Origin of the sequence: Streptomyces sp. NBC_01116, assembly GCF_041435495.1 — a bacterium.
Classification (GTDB): domain Bacteria; phylum Actinomycetota; class Actinomycetes; order Streptomycetales; family Streptomycetaceae; genus Streptomyces.
In genome coordinates this window covers 572,688-592,152 of sequence record NZ_CP108644.1, presented here as the reverse complement: position 1 = coordinate 592,152, position 19,465 = coordinate 572,688, and the positions used below count along the sequence as shown (strand labels likewise).

Genomic DNA, 19,465 nt, shown 5'->3' with positions numbered 1-19,465 from the left:
CTCAACACGCGCTGTTGGCCGACGAAGCCACGACAGCGCCCCGGGGCAGAATTCTTCGGCGTCAATCGATGAAGAGCGTTCGCTGGGGCTGTCAGGATCGGCCCGCTACCAGTAGTGCCGTCGCCCTCCCACCGCGTGCCCCAGGGCTCCGAGGGCCCACAGCGCGAGGCCGATGGCCACCAGGATGATCCCGATGGTCCACAGGACTCCGATGCCTGCCACCAGGCCGATGATCAGCAAGATAAGGCCGAGGACGATCATGGTGCCTCCGATGCCGGACTCACTCCCATGGTCGCGCTGTGGTGCCCGGCGCACAACAGCAGCAGCCGGGGCTACCGCGCCGGCAGAGCGTGTCGTCCTCGCCGGTGTTGGACGGAGTGATTCGGCTACGCGGCGCTGCGTAACCATCCGAGCCCAGCTGTCACAGGAAGTGGGTATGTCGACTGCCGGGCCCCGCGCGCCGGTACCGCTTCATGGGCGACGGGGAGGCCCTCTCCTGGCTTGCTGCGCACGCCAGGCCGGAAGAGGCCGAGCGCCTCCTCCGCGGGGCAGTCCAGGAGCCCGGGCCCGTGGGGCGCTCCGAAAAAATCGGCCAGCCCGTCCAAGTGAGGCTCGGAGCGCTCCTGCCCGCTGTCGACGAATGGGCCGCCAGCCGCGACTGCTCACGGGCGGCCGCAGTGCGCCGGCTGATCAAGATCGGCCTGGCGCAGGCCATGACCCCCGTCGACCACACGAAGCCCGCCCGAGTCACACGCGACACCACAACGCAGCCCTTCCAGCCCGTCTACGGCGTAGCGGTGTCAGTCGGTCCACTGCCCGGTCGTTCGCCGATGCGCCGAGGTCACCGGCGTCCGCGCAGTCGGCCGAACAGGCTGCGGGCCTGGGCGCGCTTGCGCGGGTCGGCAGCGGCACGCCGTGCCGACGCGATGGTCCGCCGGCCCTGGGGGCTGCGGGTGAACTGCGTGAGACGGGCGATCAGTCCGGACATGGTTCCTCCTCGGGGTGGTGTGCCATTCGTCTACCCCGCGAGGACGCGAGGATGTTCGCGCGTCCTCGCGGGGCCTGTCGCCGCACGGAGCCCGTCGCAGCACGGAGCGGATCAGAGGCCGAAGCGTCGTTCCGGGTCGCGACGGGGAGCTTCCTCATGGGGATGGGCAGCAGGGGCACCGACAAGGGTGGCCCGGACGCCCCGGGGCGTCCCCTCATGTGACGCCCGTGGTCCGCTGCGCCGAAGGATGTAGCGGGAGATCGTCCGCGCGTACGACGTTCCTGACAGGTGGCCGGGCCAGCCTGGAAGGTACACGGGGTGGTCGATGGGAGACGGCCCTGCCGTCATCAGGAGCGCTGTGACCGAGCTGCACGCAGGACATCCCGCGACCACGCCCACGGCCCCCGGGGCCATGGGCCGCGCATGGGCCGGCGGTTTGATCATGGCGGTGGCTCTCGGTGTCGGCAACGGCCTCGGACCCGTGCTCGCGGACGCCGCCGGAGTCGGTGGTCCGGCCGCCCGGCTGATCGCTGCGGCCCTCGTCACCGTCGTGGCCGTGCCCTTCGTCCTGCGTCTGTCACACCCCCGGGCGGTCGGCTTCGGCAGCCCCGGCGCGAGCATACGGGCGTTCCTCACCGGCGTCGGAGTGACGGCCGCCGGAGCGGTGGTGGTGCTGGGCGCCGGCACGGCCGTGGGGCTACTCGTGTGGCGGCAGTTGGACCTCGACACCCTGGTCGGCTTTCTCGTCACCAACGCCGTCGTCGCGTTCCTGCTCGAAGCCCTGCCCGAGGAGACGACGCTGCGCGGCTACACCTGGACATCGCTGCGCGGACGCTTCGGGTCCGCACCGGCGGTGTTCGGCACCACGGCGGTCTTCTTGCTCGTACCGGGCGCATCGATGCTGGTGACGGGCGGCATCGCCCGGTTGGCCGGTGACGATGCGGGCCACATCGGCATCGCCCCGGAGGGGCAGCACCCGGTCGACTACCTCATCCTCCTGACGGTCTTCGGCCTCACCCTTGTCGCCGCCCGTACGGCCTTGGCCCACGCCCCGCTGTGGGCGGCGATCGGCACACACCTGACCGTCCTGACCGTGAACCGCATCATGCTGCAGGGCGAGGACCGCGACACGGGCGTGACGGTGGAGCAGACGTCCGGTGACACGGTGCTGCTCGTACCGCTGTACCTGGTGGTCGTCGCGATCGGGTTCCTGGTGTGCCGCCGGGTCACGCGCGGGCGCACGACCGGCGAGGAGTAGGCGCAGCCCGGGAGAGGGGCACCCCGGACACGGCGTGCCGGTGGACACCCACGCTCGAATGGCTCACGTGACCGGGCCCCCGCGCCGGCCTCTCGCCCTCAGCGCCGGCTTCTCACCTTCCGGCCTCGCTGATCTGCTCAGCCGGCCGTGTGTCCTGTGTCGCCTCGTGTGCCTCGGTGAGCGCCTGCTGCCTGAGGTCGACGCCGAACAACTGAATCGTGGTGGCGGCCAGGACGTCGTCGCCGCCGATGGTCCGCCCGTCCCCTCTGCGGGCGTACGGGGCCCGGGGGGAGTCGCTGAGGAGCGGGGGCGGGGCCGGTTCGCCCGACGTCACCAGGGTGACCGTGCCGAAACGCTGGAGCCCGCCCTCGCGGACGACCATGGCGGCGTCCCGCGCCAGGTCCGTCAGGAACACGCTCGCGATTCCGTTCAGGTCGCGAGCCATCGCCGGGACGGCCGTCACTCCCTGGCTCCACAGCAGCCTCTTGACCCCGGCCTTGAACCTGTGGGCGCCGACGACAGCACTGGGCTTGCGCGACCCTCTGCGCTGACGAGGAGGCACGATGACCCCGTCGGCGTCGTACAGGACTCCGGTCAGGCCTTTGAAGGTCGGGCTGTGGTCGTACCACTTGCTCCCCACCTCAAGCTCGACGTTCCGGTCGATCGCCGCGACGAGGTCCTCGGGAAACAGCTTCGTCCGGGCCTCCGCCGCCGCCGCTCTCCTCGCGCCCCGGATGATTTCCGTCAGCACTGTCCGCGTCACCGAGGAGGCGGCCCACGTGGCCGACCGGGAGACGTGCATCGAGGTCACGTTCCGGAACACCGCTTTGACGAGAGAGGGCTTGAACGGCGAGTCGGCCGTGGTCGAGGCGGTCTCGGTGCCGCCGTGTTCAGGGCGTGCGGCCTGTGCGGTCATCGGAAGGAACGCTCCCAGCTGTCGGAGTTGTCGGAGGGACACGGCATAGACCCGATCCGCCCCCATCCTCCGTCGAAGCGGCGCCCGGTCAAAGGCCTGACGGACGCGTCTCGACGGCCGGGCCGGTTCTCCTGGGTGAGCGCCTTGCGTGTCCCCGCTGCCGTGGGCGTCGAACTCCTCGGGCCAGGCACGGACACAGGGAGGTCGTCCTGTCCGTGCCTGGCCGTCGAGCGTCGCGTCAGGTCGCTTCCGTGGTTACGGGACGAGCCTCAGCAGCTTGTTCGGGGAGCCTGTTCCGACGCCGGTGAGGACGTTGGAGGTCGCGCCGTTCACGAGGGCCGTGCCCACGGCTGCCGGAGAGGAACCCGGGTGGTTCGTCAGATAGACGGCGGCCGCGCCGGCGACGTGCGGGGCGGCGAAGGACGTGCCGTTTCCGGTGTAGGTGGCGGTGTCCGAGGTCGCCCAGCCGGCCGTGATGTCGGACCCCGGTGCGAAGAGGTCCACGAGGGGGCCGTGGTTGGAGTAGGTGGCGCGGGCGTCGGTCCTGGTCGTGGCGCCCACGGTGAGCGCGGTCTCCACCCGGGCGGGCGAGAAGCCGGACGCGGGCGCGTTGGAATTGCCGGCCGCGATCGAGTACGTCACTCCGGACGCGATCGACCGGCGCACCGCGGTGTCCAGGGCGGTGCTGGGGCCGCCGCCGAGCGAGACGTTGGCGACGGAGGAGGCGACGTGGTTGGCGGTGATCCAGTCGACGCCCGCGATGACTCCGGCGGTGGTGCCGGAACCGCTGTTGTTGAGGACCCGCACGGCGACGATCTTGGCCTTCTTGGCCACGCCGTAGACGGTTCCGGCGGCGGTCGTGGCGACGTGGGTGCCGTGGCCGTTGCCGTCCTGGGCGACGTTGTCGTTGTCGACGAAGTCGTAGCCGTTCGAGGCCCGGCCGACGATGTCCTGGTGCGTGATGCGCACGCCGGTGTCCAGGACGTAGACGGTGGTGTTGACGCCTGCCGAGTCCGGGTAGGTGAAGGTGCCGTTCAACGGCAGGTTCGGCTGGTCGATCCGGTCGAGGCCCCAGGGTGCGTTGGTCTGGGTGGCGGTCGAGTGGACCTTCTGGTTCTGCTCGACCGAGGCGACCGCCGGGTCGGCGGCGAGCCGCTTGGCCGCGGTGCTGCTGAGCTGGGCGGCGTAACCGTTCAACGCCGACGTGTAGGTGCGCTCGATCCGGCCGCCGTAGCCCGCTATCAACTGTTTGCCCTGCGCCGCGGACGCACGGAGACCGGCAGTCTCCTTCAGCGTGACGATGTAGCTGCCGGGAATCGCCCCGGCCGCCCCGGCGTGCAGGACTCTGCCCTCGGGCGCGGGAGCCGCCTGCGCCGGTAAGGCCGTGCCCGCTCCGACGGCGAGTGCCAGTGTGGAGGCCGCGGCGATCGCTGCGGCGATCCGTCGCCTGGTGGTGCGCACTGCTGTCATGAAGATGTCTCCTCGAACGGTGACGCGTCGGAGGTTCACGCGTCGGGGGATGCGGCGTACGGGGTCCCGTGCGCCGCATCCGACGATGCCGCCGCGTGTTCCGGCTGAGCAAGCACGAACGAGGTGATGTCATGTATGCGCCACACAGCTGACCCTCCGTCAACTCCCCCTACACGCAACGCAATGAGGTTGTCGCATGGCGTCCACAGTGGCTCCGGCCCGACCCGTGGTCGCCGTGCGGTGGGTTCAGGGCGCAGAGGGGTGTGGCGCCGCCGGGTTCCGCTCGGCGAGGTGGGCGTCCATGGTGGCGTTCAGATCGGTCATGAACTCCTCGAACTGTTCGAGGAGTTGTGGCGGGTAGGGGGACATCGCGGCGTCGAGCCGCCCGGCGAGCGGGCCGAAGAACTCGTCCGCCCGCTCCTGGATGTGCGGGCCGCCGCGCAGGGTGACGATGCGCCGGTCGGAGTGCTCGCGGGTGCGGGTGACGTGTCCGGCCGCTTCGAGGCGGTTCAGGAGCGCGGTGGTGGCGCCCGTGGACAGGGAGATGCGCTCGCTCAGCCGGGCCGGTGACAGCAGGGTCCCGCGTTCTTCGGCGGCGGCGATCTCCAGCACCGCGGTCGCGTCGGTGGAGTGCAGGCCCAGCCACGCCGCGAAGCGCCGGCTCAGCTCGGCGTAGTGGCCGCCGTAGATCCGTAGCCCCTCCATGAGCCGCTCGCGCCGCGCCGCGACGCCGTCGCCCATCGCTTCCTCCACCGGGCCTGCCACCTCTTCTCTCCTGCCGGGCGTCCAGGTGGGCGGCCCGCTTTGACAACCTACCCTCATCACTTTACCTTCATCGTGGAATTACTTCACCATGGAGGTATCTGACGTGCGTGACCCGTCCCCCACCCCTGACGAGACGACCGAGCCCTACCGGTGGCGGTGGCTGATCCTGGCGGTGATGATCGTCGCGGAGATCATGGATCTCCTGGACGCCTCGATCGTCAACGTCGCCGGGCCGGCCCTGGAGGACTCCCTCGGCGCCGGTTCCGTCGGACTGCAATGGGTGATCGGCGGCTACGCCCTCACCCTGGGCGCCGGGCTCGTGCTCGGCGGCCGGCTCGGCGACCGCTACGGCCGGCGCCGGATGTTCCTGATCGGCCTGGCGGCCTTCACCGCGAGTTCGCTGCTGTGCGCGATCGCGCCGAACATCGAGTCGCTGATCGTCTTCCGCCTGGTGCAGGGCACCGCCGGAGCGATGCTGCTGCCCCAGGGGCTGGGGCTGCTGCGGGAGAACTTCTCCGGCCCCGAGCTCACCAAGGTCTTCGCGATCTTCGGCCCCGTCCTGGGCCTGGGCGGCATCATCGGCCCGGTCCTGGGCGGCTTCCTCATCGAGGGCGACTTCTTCGGCCTGGGCTGGCGGTCGGTGTTCCTGATCAATCTGCCCGTCGGAGTCGCGGCGCTGATCGTCGCCGCGAAGTTCGTGCCCAAGAAGGCGGGCGACCGCACGGTACGGGTCGACATGACCGGCGCCGCACTGGCCGTGGCTTCCTGCGCCCTGCTCGTGCTGCCGCTCAACCAGGGACAGGAGAACGGCTGGCCGCTGTGGACCTGGCTGTCCATGGCCGCCTCGGCGACCGGGTTCGCCCTCTTCGCCCTCCAGCAGCGCCGCACGGCCGCCGCGGGGCGCGACCCGCTGGTGACCCCGGGCCTGCTGCGCAAGCCGGCTTTCACCGTCGGCCTCGGCGGCATCGCCCTGTTCTTCGGCGGACTGATCGGCACCCAGCTCGTCCTGACCCTGTTCCTCCAGATCGGCCGGCACTTCACCGCGGGCGAGGCGGGACTGGGCAATCTTCCCCTCGCCGTGGGAACCGCGATCGGCGGCGCCATCAGCGGCGCGTTCCTCGCCGACAGGATCGGCCGCAAGGTGCTCCAGATCGGCCCGCTCGTCCAGCTGGCGGGCGCGGCCGTGCTGTGGGTCGAGGTCGACGGCCTCGACGCCGCCTCCTTCTCGATCTGGGACATCGTTCCCGGCACGGCGGTGGCGGGCATCGGCGCCGGCATGGTGATCGCCGCCCTGTTCAGCTTCATCCTCGCCGCGGTCGACGACGACGAGATCGGCTCCGCCTCCGGCGTCCTGTCGGCCGTGCAGGCCATCGGCGGCTCCATCGGCGTCGCGGTCTTCGGCTCGGTCTTCTTCGCCCAGGTCAAGACCGGTGACTTCACCGGCGGATTCCACCGCGCCCTGCTCGTCCAGGCCGGGCTGCTGACGGCGTTCCTCGCGATCACCTTCCTGCTGCCCAGGAAGGGCCGCCCCGACGACGAGCAGCACGGCACCGCCCCCGGGCCCGCCCCCGACGCCAAGCAGCACCTCACGGTGTGAGACACGGCCGGGAAGAGCCGGGGGCGACGACCACCGTCGGATCACGGGCGTGACCGCCGTGGGTGGCACGTACCGCCCCGCCCTCATAGCGTTGTGCGCAAGACGATCCGTCGGGTCCCGGCGTCGGCCCGGTGCCGGCCCGGCGTCGGCACACCCGACGCGAGACCGGACGGCGACCCGGCCCGGGACGGGCATGGAGGTAGGTATGCCGAGGCCCTTGTGGACCGGCGCGATCAGTTTCGGCCTGGTCACCATCCCGGTGAAGGTCGTCTCCGCGACCCAGGACCACGCGATCCACTTCCGCCAGGTCCACCTGGAGGACCTCGGCCGGGTGCGCACCCGGAAGGTCTGCGAGCTGGACGGCGAAGCACTGTCGCAGGACGAGATCGGCAAGGGCTACGAGCTCTCCAAGGACCAGACGGTCCCGATCACGGACGAGGAACTGGACCGGATTCCGCTGCCGACCGCGAAAGCCATCGAGATCGTCGCCTTCGTGGACGCCGACAGCGTCGATCCGATCCGGATCAGCGACTCCTACTACCTCGCGATCGACGGCAAGGTCGCCGAGAAGCCCTACACGCTGCTGCGCCGGGCGCTGGAGCGCTCGGACAAGGTGGCGGTGGCGAAGTTCGCCTGGCACAACCGTGAGCGGCTGGGGCTGCTGCGGGTCAGGGAAGGGGCGATCGTGCTGCACGCGATGCGCTGGCCGGACGAGATCCGCAGCCCCCAGTCCCTGGCGCCGAGGGAGGTGGAGCTGGACGACGACGAGATCGAACGGGCCGTCCAGCTGACCGACTCCATGGCCCTGGACAGCATCGACGGGTTCCGGGACACCTACCGGGACGCCCTGGAGGAGCTGCTCACGGCGAAGTCGGAGGGCAAGGAGCTTCCGGAGCCCGCCGAGGGCGGGGAGCAGGAGGAGGGCAAGGTCGTGGACCTGATGGCCGCGCTGAACGCGTCGGTCGAGGCGGCCAGGGAGAGCCGCGGGGAGGACGGGGAAGGGGAGGCCACCGTGCACGAGATGCGGCCCCGGAAGAAGACCGCAGCGGGATCGAAGAAGACCGCGTCGAAGAAGACGGCCTCGTCCGGGAAGCCGGCCGCCGACCGGAAGACGGCGCCCCGGAAGGCCACCGGCCGGAAGGCGGGCGCCAAGAAGACGACCGCGGCGAAGAAGACGACCGGCGCCAAACGCACGGCGGGGAAGCGGAGCGCCTCCTGACCGGGGGCCGGGAGGATTCCGTGGCGCCCCTGCCCCGTATCGCACCGATGCTCGCGACCCCCGGGCGGCTGCCCCCGGCCTCGGAGGACACCTCGTACGCGTACGAGGTGAAGCAGGACGGGCAGCGGTGCATGGTCTACCTGCCCGGCGACGGTTCGGTACGGCTGCGCTCCCGGTCCGGCGCCGACATCACCCCCGCCTATCCCGAGCTCGCGGGCCTGGGAACGGCGCTGGGCTCCCGCCCCGCCGTGCTGGACGGGGAGATCGTCGCGCTGGACGACGAGGGACGCGGCGACTTCCAGCGGCTCCAGCCCCGGATGGGACTGGCCGGCTCCCGGGCCAGGGCGGCCCGCATGGCCGCGAAGGCGCCCGTGCACCTGATGCTCTTCGACGTCGTGTTCCTCGGCACGAGCCGCATCACCCGCACTCCGTACTCCGAGCGCCGCGCCGCCCTGGAATCCCTGGGCCTGGTCGGGCCCGCGTGGTCGACCCCGGCGGCGGTCGTCGGGCACGGGCCGCGGGCGCTGGAGATGACGCGCACCGCCGGCTTCGAAGGCCTCGTCGCCAAGCGGCGCACCTCCCTCTACGAGCCGGGGGTCCGCTCCCGGGCGTGGATCAAGATCCGGCACGTGCGGACCGAGGACATCGTCGTCGGCGGTTGGCTGCCCGGCCACGGCCGTCTCACCTCCCTGCCCGGCGCCCTCCTCATGGGCCGGCCGGACCCCGGCGGGGGACTCCGCTACGTCGGCGGCGTCGGTACCGGCTGGAGCGACGCCGAACGCACCACCCTCGCGGCCCTCCTCCACGCCGCGGCGACCGACACCTGCCCGTTCACGGAGCGGCCCGCGGTGACCGGAGCCCGGTGGGTGGCGCCCCGGCTGGTCGGCGAGGTCCGCTACACGACCCGCACCAGGGCCGGACGCCTGCGCCAGCCCTCCTGGCACCGCCTGCGGCCCGACCTCACACCCGATGACCTCCAATGAGTCGGCCGAGGGCGTCCGTCCACGGTCGGGCGAGCGTCGTACGGCCGCCTCAACGGCCGGCCACCCGCGACCCCGTCGGCCGACCGTTGGCCGTTCACCGGTTCAGCGGACGGCCACCAGCACGCTGTCGTCGCCGCACTGCCAGACGGTGGCGGCACCGCTGAAACCGGCCTCGCGGAGCAGCGTGATCTGCTCGGCGGTCGTCAGGCCGTGGGGTTCCCTGAACGTGCGGTGCGCGATGGGCGAGCGGGCACGGGCCTCGGCGAGCGGGGCGAGTTCCGGGGCGGAGAGGAAGGTCTTCCACCAGCCCGCCCAGGCCTCGCTGCCCTGACGGCCCGTCCGGTGGGCGCGGCGGGCCCGGACGTGACGGGCGATGTCGACCAGCTCCGGGTCGTCGGCGGGCCTGCGGTTGTCGGCGTCGACGAAGACGCCTCCGGGGCGCAGCCGGGCGGCCAGGGTGCGGTAGAGCGCGGCGAGTTCGTCGGGGGTGAGCCAGTGGAGCGCGGTGGACGAGACGGCCGCGTCCCAGGGCGCCGGCCCGATGTCGTCCGCCCAGCCGGGTGCGGCGAGATCGCGCGCCAGGAGGCGGAGGTCCGTGCCCGTGACGGCCTCCTCGGCGAGGCCGAGGAGGAGCGGGTCCGCGTCGACGCCGACGGTGTCGGCCCGCGGGAAGGCGCCGGCGAGCCGGGTGGTGAGCGAGCCGGTGCCACAGCCCAGGTCCACCAGGAGCGGCCGGGCGGCCGTCCCGCTCCGGTCGAGGGACCGGCCGACGATGTCGATGACGACCTGGAAGCGTTCCTCCCGGTCCGGGCTGTAGCGCTCCTGCTGCTGGTCCCAGCGTCGCAGCCAGGTGCGGGCGGTCTCGCCGAGCATGTTCGCCTCTTTCGGTCGAGGGACGGGGGAGGAGGACGTCGTGCGGCGTGAGGAGCGAGGGGCGGTACGGGTACCGGTGCGGCGGGTCCGTCCGCCGGTCGCGAGGTGCTCAGCCACGGCCGACGAAGGGCATCGTGGTGGGGAGGACGGTGAGGGACTGCACGTTGGAGGTGACGGGCAGGGAGGCCATCAGCAGGAGTGCGTCGGTGAAGTGGGACACCGGCAGCGTCGCCTCGACCGCCTTGCTGCCGTCGGCCTGGCGCGCGGGGGGCTGCGGGGCGCCGTCCGGGGGCTCCACGTTGCCGACGTCGATCTGGCCGCAGGCGATGCCGTGGGCGCGGCCGTCGAGGGAGAGCGCGCGGGTCAGGCCGAGGACCGCGTGCTTGGCCGCGGTGTAGGCGGCGGAGTGCGGGCGGGGCGCGTACGCGGACGGCGCGCCGTTGTTGATGATCCGTCCGCCGCGGGGGTTCTGCTCGCCCATGACGCGGAACGCCTCCCGCGAGCACAGGAAGGTGCCGGTGACGATCGTGCCCAGCACCCGGTTCCAGTCGTCGAGGGCCACCTCGGCCACGGGGACCCGGGGCGCAGGGGCGCCGGCGTTGTTGAAGAGCAGATCGATCCTGCCGTACCGGTCGCGGGCGGCACGGAACAGCGCCGCGACCTCGTCGGGGCGGGTGATGTCGGTGGGGACGGCGAGAGCGTGTCCGGCCCCGGCCGGGGAGAGGGCCGCGGTCCCGTCCAGGGCGTCGGGGCGCCGGCCGGCCAGCACCACGTTCCAGCCGCGCCCGAGCAGGGCGAGGGCGGCGGCACGGCCCAGTCCGCTTCCCGCGCCGGTGACGACCGCCGTGCCGATCACGGTCTCACTCATGGCGTTGCTCACGGTGTCGCTCACGCCGCCACCTCGTCCAGCCACAGGCGCAGGACCCGTCGATGGTGCGGTTCGGGGCTGTCGGTGAACGGGGAACGCCCGTGCATGACACGGCTGTTGCGGATGATCAACAGGTCTCCGGAGGTCAGGGTGACCGGGTGGGCGGTCTCCGGGCGGTTGAGGACCTCGTCCAGGACGTCCAGGGCCTCGGTGCGTGCGGCGTCGAGCGGAGGCCGCCCGTCGCGCCCGGCGGAGGCCCGTACCGTTCGGGACTGGTAGTAGCAGGTGACCGCGCCGTCCGGGCCGGTGGTGAGGACCGGGGTGACGACGAGCTGGCTGCCCGCGCGGCCGGTGCGGTCGAAGTGCCACTTCTCGCCCAGGAGTTCCAGCACGTCGGGGCGTTCGGCGGCGAGGACGTCATGGATGTACGGCGCTCCGGCCACCCGCGTCGCGCCGCCCCGGGCCGCCGGCCGCAGGCAGAGCAGGACGAGGAGGTCGCACGTGTCGCAGTGGAAGGCGATCTCGTCCGGGTCCCCTTCCCGGCGCCGCAGCACCTGCGTCAGGTCGCCCGCGCCGTTCTGCGGCACGATCTCGCCGAAGTCCCGGACGAGACGGGAGACCCGCTCGGTGGCGTCCGCCTCCCGGTGCACGTCCGCGACGAGGTCGGCGGGGAAGAGCTGCCGCACGAGGGCGAACCCGAAGGCGTCGAGGCCCGCGCGGATACGGGAGCGCAGGGCTTCCCAGACCGGGTCGGGCTCCCCTTCCGGGCCGCCTGCGGCCGACCACAGCCGGACGCGGTACCGCTCGGCCGGCTCCAGGCACCACACCTCATGCCCGGCCTTGAGCCTGCTGGTGTCCCAAGCCCCGGAGGGCGTGGGCGCGTTGTGTCGCGAAGCGTTCTCCATCGAGGGGTCCCTTCCGCTGCTCTGCGTAGGTTGCGTCGGCTCGGCCCGGCTCGCCCCGGCCGGGTCCCGCGCCGGGTGAAGGATCGGCCCTGCGCGGCGGTGGGCGCTCAGTCCTCTTCCCGTACGGCGGCCGTCACGGCCTTCGACCAGAGGGCGAGCGCCTCGTCGACCTGCTCCCCGGTGACGGTCAGGGCGGGGATCATCCGGACGGTGTTCCCCCAGACCCCGCAGGTCAGCAGCAGCAGGCCCAGTTCGGCGGCGGCCTGCTGGGCTCGGCCCGCGGTGTCCGGGTCGGGTGATCCGTCGGGCCGGCGGAACTCGCTGCCCAGCATCAGCCCCCGGCCGCGGACATCGGCGACGGCCGCCGTCCGTGCCGCGACGGTGTGCAGGCCGCGGGCGAGCCGCATGCCCTGCTCGGCCGCGTTGGCGACCAGCTTCTCGTCGCGGATGACGTCGAGCGTCGCGAGGGCGGCCGCGCAGGCGACGGCGTTCCCGCCGTACGTACCGCCGTGCGAGCCGGGGCGGGCGAGGCTCATCAGGTCGGCGCGCGCGGCGATCGCCGAGAGCGGAAAGCCGCTCGCCAGGCCCTTGGCCGTCACGAGGATGTCGGGGGTCGCGGCCCCGGTCTCGTACGCGTGCGCCCAGAACCGCCCGGTGCGGCCGAACCCGCACTGCACCTCGTCGAGGACGAGGACGATGCCGTACCGGTCGGCGCGTTCGCGCAGTCCGGCGAGGAAGCCGTCGGGGGCGGGAACGTAGCCGCCTTCGCCCAGCACGGGCTCCACGATGAACGCCGCGGTCTCGTCCGGGGCGCTGGTGGTGGCCAGGACCCGGTCGAGGCCCCGCAGGGCGTACTCCACCGCGGCCGGCTCGTCCAGGCCGAGTTCGAAGGCGTGCGGGAAGGGCGCGACCGCGACGCCCGGCATCAGCGGGCCGGTGCGGGCCCGGAAGCGGGAGCCGGCCGTGGTCAGGGAGGCGGCGCCCATGGTCCGGCCGTGGAAGCCCCCGTCGAAGACGACGGTGCCCCCTCGCCCGGTGGCCTGCCGGGCGAGGCGCAGCGCCGCCTCCACGGCCTCGCTCCCGGAGTTGACGTAGAAGAGGGTGTCCAGGCCCTCGGGCAGGACCTCGCCCAGGCGTTCGGTCAGGGCGAGCAGCGGTTCGTGCAGGACGGTCGTGTACTGGCCGTGGACCAGCCGGCCGGCCTGTTCGCGGACCGCCTCGACGACCCGCGGATGGCAGTGGCCGGTGCTCGTCACACCGACCCCGGAGGTGAAGTCGAGATGGCGTCGCCCCTCCGCGTCGTAGAGGTACAGCCCTTCCCCCCGGACGGCGGTGACGGGAGTGGCCTGCTTCAGTACCGGTGACAGCCGGGGCATGGTTCACCTCACGGTTCGGGGGCCTGCGGCGGGAGCCTGCGGCCCGGGGCGGGAGTGCGTGCGCTCAGCGGCCGGCGGAGTCCGGCCGGGGCAGGAAGCCGGACTCGGTGGCCCAGGCCAGTGCGGACGACCACCACCGGGGCGTCGGGGCGGTGAACCGCACCCCCAGCCGGTCGAGTACGGCAAGGGTGTGGGAGGAGTCGGTACGGACGTTGCGGTCCTCCAGCAGACTCCAGGCCGCGGCCAGCCGGACCTCTTCGGGGTGATCGCCCTCCGCCCGGTCCAGCGCGGCTGCGAAGTCCTTCGCCTCGCACAGCTCGATCCGGTGGCCGGACCGCCTGATCCAGCCCACCAGTTCGTCGTGGGCGACCTGGTGCGGCGTCTCGACGTGGTGGGCCCCGGGGGCCGCGTCCGCGTACAGGGCCAGAGCCGCGATCCCGGCGGCCACCGTGTCCACGTGGCTGAAGGCGAACGTCGCCCCCTCCAGGCGCGGGGCGGCTCCGGCCAGCAGATAGCCGCGCAGGGTCTGGTAGACGCGGTTGGTGGCGATGCCCCCGTGGAACGCGCCGGTGCGGCTGTGGGCGGCGACGTGGCCGCTCCGGTGGATGTGGCAGCGGCGGCCGGAGGCGGCCCAGGCGCGGACCGCCTCCTCGGCGAGGAACTTCGACCGCTCGTACGGGGTGCGGAAGTGCTGGCCGATGTGCAGATCGGCCTCGCTGAACCGGCGGTTGGGGGCCGCGGGATCGATCCCGCCGGCCACGGCGAGGGTCGAGACGTGGTGGAACCGGACCCCGCCCATGGCCTCGGCGTCGATCCAGGCCAGCAGCCGCCGCACCCCGTCGTGGTTGGTGCGCTCCAGCTCCTCGGGCGGGGCGACCAGACGGACGTCGGCGGCGGCGTGGACCACGACCTGGGCGTCCCGGGCGAGGGCCCGCCCGGCCGCGGAGAGGCCCAGCCCCTCGCGGCCGATGTCCCCGGCCACCACACGCAGACCGGGTGAGCCGCGGCGCAGCCGGCCCGCGGCGTCGTGGTCGCGCTCCCCGCGTACCAGACAGGTGACGTGCGCGCCGCGTTCCAGCAGGGCGTCGAGGAGGTGCCCGCCCACGTAGCCCGTCGCCCCGGTCAGCAGGACGCGGGCCGGTTCGCGCACCACATGGACCGCGGGGGACGGGGGCGGGGCGAGGGGCGCCCCCGGGTGCAGGGGCTGCCCGGAGGTGGAGCGGGCGAGCCGGGCCGGGCGGGGCGCCGCGGCGGCGGCGGTGGCCGCGACCACCCGGGCGAACCGGGCCATGACCTCGTCGGCCTCGGCGTCGGGGACGTCCGGCCGGGCGTGTACGAGGTCGGTCACCAGCCTGCCCTCGACGATGCGGGCCGTCAGCCGCAGCCGGTACACCGGATCGCCGCTGGGGCACCGTGCGACGCCCACCTGCTCCGCGGCGGGACACCAGCCCAGCGTCGGCTCGGCCGGCAGCCGGAACGTGCCCAGGAAGTTGAACGCCACGTCGGGACGCGGTCCTGGTGTGTCCATCGGGAGCAGGCGCGCACGGCGCAGCCTGCTCTCCGCCCCGGAGACACGCGCCGCGATCCCGACGCCGGGCTCCGCGCCGGTCGCCGTGGCCGGGGGGTCCGCGCTCACCCGGATGACCGCCGTGAACCAGCCGACGGTGTCGAGGTGTTCGCCGGTGGTGTCCCGGCCGTGCGTCTCCACCTCGACGAGAGTCGGTGCGGCGGGAGCCCGGACGGAATCGCGGGGCCCGCCCCGGTCCGCGTCGTGGGCGACCGCGTCCGCGAACGCGGTGAACAGCAGCGCCTCCAGCCGCCGGGACCCTCCGTACCGTTCGACGAGTCGGGCGGTGGCCTCCTCGTCGAGGCCCCAGCCCACCGTCCCGGGCGGGGGAGGGGGCTCGGACCGGACCCCGGGCGGCGGGGCGTCCGGGCCACGGCCGGGGGAGGGGGGCGCCGGCCGCGCCGGCTCGGGCCTGCCCGCCGCCCACCGGTAGAAGTCGGCCGCGGGCGGCAGACCGGGCGGTCGGCCCGACAGCGCGGCGCGGTAGGCGTGGGCCAGGTCGTCGAGGACGACGCGCCACGAGAGTCCGTCGACGACGAGGTGATGGGCGATCAGCGCCAGCCGGTCGTCGGTGTCCGGACCGCCCGAGAAGAGATGGAAACGGATGAGGCGGCCGGCCTCGGGATCGAGGCTCCGCTGCAGTTCGGTCCCCAGGGCCGCGATCTCCTCCGCGACGTTCCCGGGGTGCCGGATCCTGGAGAAGCTGGCGGGCTCCAGGTCGCCCACCGGACGGGGAGCCCCCGGCCCGTGCGGGCCGACCGGGCGGCGCAGCGCCGGGTGGCGTTCCACCACGGCCGCCGCCGCGGTGGTGAGGGCGGCCGGGTCGACGTGCTCCGTACAGCGGAGCAGCACCGACTGGTTCCAGTGACGGGGTTGGTCGACCCCCTGGCCGAAGAACCACCGCTGGGCGGGGGCGAGCGCACCCGGCCCGACGGGCAGGTCCGTGGCGGGGTCCTCGGCATCGGCCCGCGGCGCCGTCGCGCGTACGGCCGACGCCAGGCGCCGGGAGGTGGGGTGGCGGTAGAAGTCCGCGTAGGCGGCGCGGTGTCCGTGGCGGCGGAGCTGGGAGACCGTGCGCATGGCGAGGATGGAGTCGCCGCCCAGCTCCAGGACGTCGGCATCCGGATCCACCGCGGGCAGGCCCAGTGCCTCGGCCCAGAGCTTCGCTATCTCCTGTGCCAGCGGCGGTAATCCGGTTCCGGGAGACGGCGGATCCCCGGCCCGTCCGGCCAGCACGGCGTCGAGGGCGGCAGCCAGCCGTGCGGTGTCCAGCTTCCCGTTGGGGCCGAGGGGGAACTCCCTGAGCACGATGAGCGGCTGGGGCACGGAGTACGCGGGCAGGCGGCCGTTCAGGTGGGCGCGCACGGCGTCGAGCAGCCGCGGCTCCTCCACCGCACCGTCGACGGGCCGGACGGCGGCCAGCAGCCGGTTGCCGGTGGCGGTGCTCCGTACGACGACGGCGCAGCGCTCGACTCCGGGGACCTGCCGGACGAGGTGCTCGACCTCGGTGGGGTCGACCAGATAGCCCCGGACCTTGGTCTGCCGGTCCAGCCGGCCGAGGAAGACGAGCTGGCCGTCGGGACGCCGCCGGCAGAGGTCGCCGGTGCGGTACGCACGGGCCCCCGCGTGCGGGACGAAGCGCCGTGCGGTCTGCTCGGGCCGGCCGAAATACCCGGCGCTGACGCCGCGCCCCCCGATGTGGAGGTGGCCGGACTCGCCGTCGGCGACGGGGGCCCCGGCGCTGTCGAGCAGGTCGAGGGTCGCCTCGCCCAGCGGTGTGCCGATCGGGACCGTCTCCTCGTCCGTGGGCAGTTCCCCGGCCGAGGTGGCGAGGAAGCAGGCCGCCCCGACCGTCGTCTCGGTGGGGCCGTAGTGGTTGAGGAGCCGGTGGACACCCCCGTCGTCCAGCAGGGAGGCTCCCAGGGACCGGGGGAGGGCCTCGCCGCCGAGGATCAGCGTCTTCGGACGGTAGGGAATCGTCCCGGGCCGCGGATCCGGGCGGTCCCTCCAGAGCTCCGCCATGTGGGAGGGGGTCGTCTTCACGACCGAACACCCCGCCTCGCGCAGCGCCGCCCAGCAGGCGGGGGCGTCCCTGGCGTGCTCGTCGCCGACCACATGGGTGCGCCCGGCCGTGGCGAGGGCCAGCAGCCAGCTGGTGTGCCCCAGGTCGGCGGCGAGCGTGGTGAGGTGGGCGACGCACGGCGCGTCCGCCTCGGTGAGTTCCAGCCTGCCGCGCAGGGCCGACGCGTAGTGCACCGCGTTGCCATGGGTGACGACGACGGCCTTGGGCTCGCCGCCCGAGCCCGAGGTGAAGGAGAGATAGGCGGGATCGCCGCTTCCGGCGCGAGGAGTGGGACGGTCCGGTGGGGACGGGGCGCACGGTGCGGCGAGGAGAAGGCCGACCTCGGTGTGTTCGACGTACCGGACCCCGGTGGCCGACAGGGCCCGGACCTCCTCGTCCGACAGCGCGGTGGTGGTGAGCACCCCGGCGGCGCGTACGGCCGCCAGCCGGCGCAGCCGGTCCTCCGGGCTCCAGGCCGTGTCGAGCGTCACCACGGCCGCACCCGCGCGGAGCACTCCGTGCAGCAGCACGAACAGCCGGCTGTCCCGGCGGCCCAGGATCGCCACCCGGTCGCCCGGTCCGATGCCCGCCTGCCGGAGTCCGGCGGCGACCCGGCCGGCCGCGGCCCCCAGTTCCGCGTAGGTGATCACCCGGGTGTGGTCCGTGACGGCCGGGCGGTGCGGGTGGAGCCGCTCGGCCCGGTGGAGGAGCCCGGACAGGGTGGCGGTGTCCGTGGCCGGTGCGGCTGTGCGGCCCGGCGCCGCGTCGGGGGGTACCGGCGTCAAGGACCGGGGGCCGGCGGCGGACGTCGTCATACCGGTTTCCCTTCGACGGGGGTCCCCGGGCAGGCGGGAGGGCTCTCGGCCGCCAGGTAGGCCGTCACGGGGGCCCCACCGCCCAGCCGGCCCGCGACCTCCCACCCGACCATGCGGTGCAGACCGTCGAGGTGGATGAGTCCCTCCCGGACCCGTACGTCGGAGTAGTCCGGGTGATCCACCGGGCGGGTGCTGAGGTAGACCGCCGTGAACGCGGCACCGGAGAACAGGTCGAGCTTCGCCGCGCAGACCGGATCGGCCTCGGTGTATCCGGCCGGATCGGCACGGATCAGGTCCGCGGCGCCACCGACCGTCAGACCCGTTCGCGGCACCAGTTCACGCGCACCGCCCTCGCTCGTGTGCCAGGGCAGAACCACGCGGAGAATATCGGCCCGGCCGAGCTCGATCCGATACCAGGAACCGAACAGGGAATGCGCGCGGCGCAGATTGTCCTCGCCGTCCTCGTTGGTGTTCGCCCGGTGCGGGCGGTCCGCCGGATGGTCTCGCCCATAAACACGCAGAACTTCGGAGAATGCGACGGCTTCCACAGCGTTCATGGAAGATCTTCCCACAGTCGTCATCGGCCCACCGCTCCCGGGAACTCCGTGAAATGCCGTTCGTCGAACAGTTCCGGCCATTTCCCGCGATCGAGGCCGAGTTCCCTGGCCCGGGCGAGCATGTATCGCCAGTACGGCTTCACCGGTTGCCACCGCGCACCGGTGCGGCAGTAGGAGGCGTCGACGAAGTACCGGTTGCGTCCGGCCACGGGGGACCGCGCGGGGCGGCGGGCGTGGAAGACCGCCGAGTTGATCAGAACCGTCGAACCGCGGGGCAGCCGGTCGATCACCGTCTCCCCGGGCAGGGCGGTCGTGCCGAGTGCGGCGCGGAAGTCCTTGGGCACGTCCTCGCGGTGCGATCCGGGCAGCACGGCGAGGCTGCCCACCGCCTCGTCCAGACCGCCCAGGTAGTGCAGCGCGTGCACCATCGGCAACGATCTGTCCCCGAGGTCGTTGGGCTCGTGGTCGTGATGCCATGGTTTGCCGGAGTCCGTGACCCCCTGCCGCTGGCTGTGCAGGTGATGGTGGGCGAACGTGCCGCCCATGACATCGGCCAGGACGGCCATCAGGGGCGGGTACGTCAGCAGTTCGCCGTGGGCGGGGAGCTCCAGCTCCAGTACCGGCGGGCGGGCTCCCGCCTCCGGGCCGGTACTGCAGGCGATGGAACGGTCGCGCAGCCCCTCGTCCATCCACCGGTCCACCTCGGGCACCAGACGTGCCAGGAACGGAGGGGGCAGGAGTGCGGGGAGGATCAGATAACCGCGTTCCTCGAAGTTCTTCCGCTCTTCGGCGGTGTCGGCGCGGGGCCTGGCGCGGGAGTCCGCATTTCCGCCGCATTCCGTTCCGGCGGGGCTGAAGGATGATCGCAAGATGTACAGTCCTCCGCTCCAGAGGTTGAGTACATTTCTTTTCGTGTGCCTGGCTTGTCCGGCGTGCTCGGTGCGCTTCGCGTTCTTGGTCGAGGATGGATCGACTTCGCTGGGAAAAGCTCGATGCCGCGTCGGAGTTCGGGCCGGGGGGCCCAGAGCGTGGAACGGGATGCGACGCTATCTTGAGGTGACCCGGACCACAAGCAATGATTTTCGGTCACCGAATTCGATCACCGTGACCGCTGGCCGCCCGCTGCCCGGTTCGAGGGAATGCCGAGGAATTCCGTCGCCGGGCCGGCTCGGGCTCCGGCTCCGGGTGGGGGTGGGTGGCGCGGTGGTGTGGCGGTGTGTGGCGCGTGGCCGCGCGCGCTTCCGCC

16 protein-coding genes are annotated in these 19,465 nt (G+C 73.0%); 4 read left to right on the top strand and 12 right to left on the bottom strand.

Annotated features, from left to right (window positions below; all coding sequences use genetic code 11):
* Positions 1-105: 105 nt before the first annotated feature.
* Positions 106-261 (bottom strand): DUF6131 family protein, encoded by a 156-nt coding sequence (locus tag OG245_RS02365; RefSeq protein ID WP_371627787.1) that lies wholly within the window; start codon positions 259-261, stop codon positions 106-108.
* 580 nt (positions 262-841) lie between these two features.
* Entirely contained in the window at positions 842-988 is a 147-nt protein-coding gene (locus OG245_RS02360) for a hypothetical protein (protein WP_371621870.1), read from the bottom strand.
* A 358-nt stretch (positions 989-1,346) separates the two neighbouring features.
* On the opposite strand from OG245_RS02360, the gene OG245_RS02355 reads away from it, so the two are divergent.
* Positions 1,347-2,246: a type II CAAX prenyl endopeptidase Rce1 family protein gene (locus tag OG245_RS02355; protein ID WP_371621869.1), complete on the top strand. Its 900-nt coding sequence runs from the start codon at positions 1,347-1,349 to the stop codon at positions 2,244-2,246.
* Positions 2,247-2,358: 112 nt separating this feature from the next.
* On the opposite strand, the gene OG245_RS02350 is transcribed toward OG245_RS02355, so the two are convergent.
* The 3 genes from OG245_RS02350 to OG245_RS02340 all read right to left on the bottom strand — a co-directional run bounded on the left by OG245_RS02350 (position 2,359) and on the right by OG245_RS02340 (position 5,373).
* On the bottom strand, positions 2,359-3,162 hold the full coding sequence (locus OG245_RS02350) for a hypothetical protein (RefSeq protein WP_371621868.1): 804 nt from the start codon (positions 3,160-3,162) through the stop codon (positions 2,359-2,361).
* Positions 3,163-3,417: 255 nt separating this feature from the next.
* Entirely contained in the window at positions 3,418-4,632 is a 1,215-nt protein-coding gene (locus tag OG245_RS02345; RefSeq protein WP_371621867.1) for a S8 family peptidase, read from the bottom strand.
* Between the two features lie 246 nt (positions 4,633-4,878).
* Positions 4,879-5,373: a MarR family winged helix-turn-helix transcriptional regulator gene (locus tag OG245_RS02340; protein ID WP_371627786.1), complete on the bottom strand. Its 495-nt coding sequence runs from the start codon at positions 5,371-5,373 to the stop codon at positions 4,879-4,881.
* A gap of 127 nt (positions 5,374-5,500) precedes the next feature.
* Here OG245_RS02340 and OG245_RS02335 point away from each other — a divergent pair, with 127 nt between their 5' ends.
* From OG245_RS02335 to ligD, 3 genes are all read left to right on the top strand, one after another.
* Positions 5,501-6,994 (top strand): MFS transporter, encoded by a 1,494-nt coding sequence (locus tag OG245_RS02335; RefSeq protein ID WP_371621866.1) that lies wholly within the window; start codon positions 5,501-5,503, stop codon positions 6,992-6,994.
* A 205-nt stretch (positions 6,995-7,199) separates the two neighbouring features.
* Positions 7,200-8,213 carry a Ku protein gene (locus OG245_RS02330; protein WP_371621865.1) on the top strand — a complete coding sequence of 338 codons (1,014 nt, stop codon included), beginning with the start codon at positions 7,200-7,202 and terminating at the stop codon, positions 8,211-8,213.
* A gap of 20 nt (positions 8,214-8,233) precedes the next feature.
* A complete protein-coding gene (ligD, locus tag OG245_RS02325) occupies positions 8,234-9,196 on the top strand; it encodes a non-homologous end-joining DNA ligase (protein ID WP_371621864.1) in 963 nt (320 codons plus the stop codon).
* Positions 9,197-9,298: 102 nt separating this feature from the next.
* On the opposite strand, the gene OG245_RS02320 is transcribed toward ligD, so the two are convergent.
* The 7 genes from OG245_RS02320 to OG245_RS02290 form a co-directional block, all read right to left on the bottom strand.
* Entirely contained in the window at positions 9,299-10,069 is a 771-nt protein-coding gene (locus OG245_RS02320) for a trans-aconitate 2-methyltransferase (protein WP_371621863.1), read from the bottom strand.
* A gap of 109 nt (positions 10,070-10,178) precedes the next feature.
* Entirely contained in the window at positions 10,179-10,937 is a 759-nt protein-coding gene (locus OG245_RS02315) for an SDR family oxidoreductase (protein WP_371627785.1), read from the bottom strand.
* Positions 10,938-10,957: 20 nt separating this feature from the next.
* On the bottom strand, positions 10,958-11,842 hold the full coding sequence (locus OG245_RS02310) for a TauD/TfdA family dioxygenase (RefSeq protein WP_371621862.1): 885 nt from the start codon (positions 11,840-11,842) through the stop codon (positions 10,958-10,960).
* A 107-nt stretch (positions 11,843-11,949) separates the two neighbouring features.
* Positions 11,950-13,218 (bottom strand): aspartate aminotransferase family protein, encoded by a 1,269-nt coding sequence (locus OG245_RS02305; RefSeq protein ID WP_371621861.1) that lies wholly within the window; start codon positions 13,216-13,218, stop codon positions 11,950-11,952.
* Between the two features lie 64 nt (positions 13,219-13,282).
* Positions 13,283-17,662: an AMP-binding protein gene (locus OG245_RS02300; protein ID WP_371621860.1), complete on the bottom strand. Its 4,380-nt coding sequence runs from the start codon at positions 17,660-17,662 to the stop codon at positions 13,283-13,285.
* Entirely contained in the window at positions 17,659-18,219 is a 561-nt protein-coding gene (locus tag OG245_RS02295) for a DUF6309 family protein (RefSeq protein WP_371621859.1), read from the bottom strand. Before OG245_RS02295 ends, OG245_RS02300 begins: the two co-directional genes overlap by 4 nt.
* Positions 18,220-18,239: 20 nt before the next feature.
* Positions 18,240-19,088: a phytanoyl-CoA dioxygenase family protein gene (locus OG245_RS02290; protein ID WP_371621858.1), complete on the bottom strand. Its 849-nt coding sequence runs from the start codon at positions 19,086-19,088 to the stop codon at positions 18,240-18,242.
* Positions 19,089-19,465: the final 377 nt, after the last annotated feature.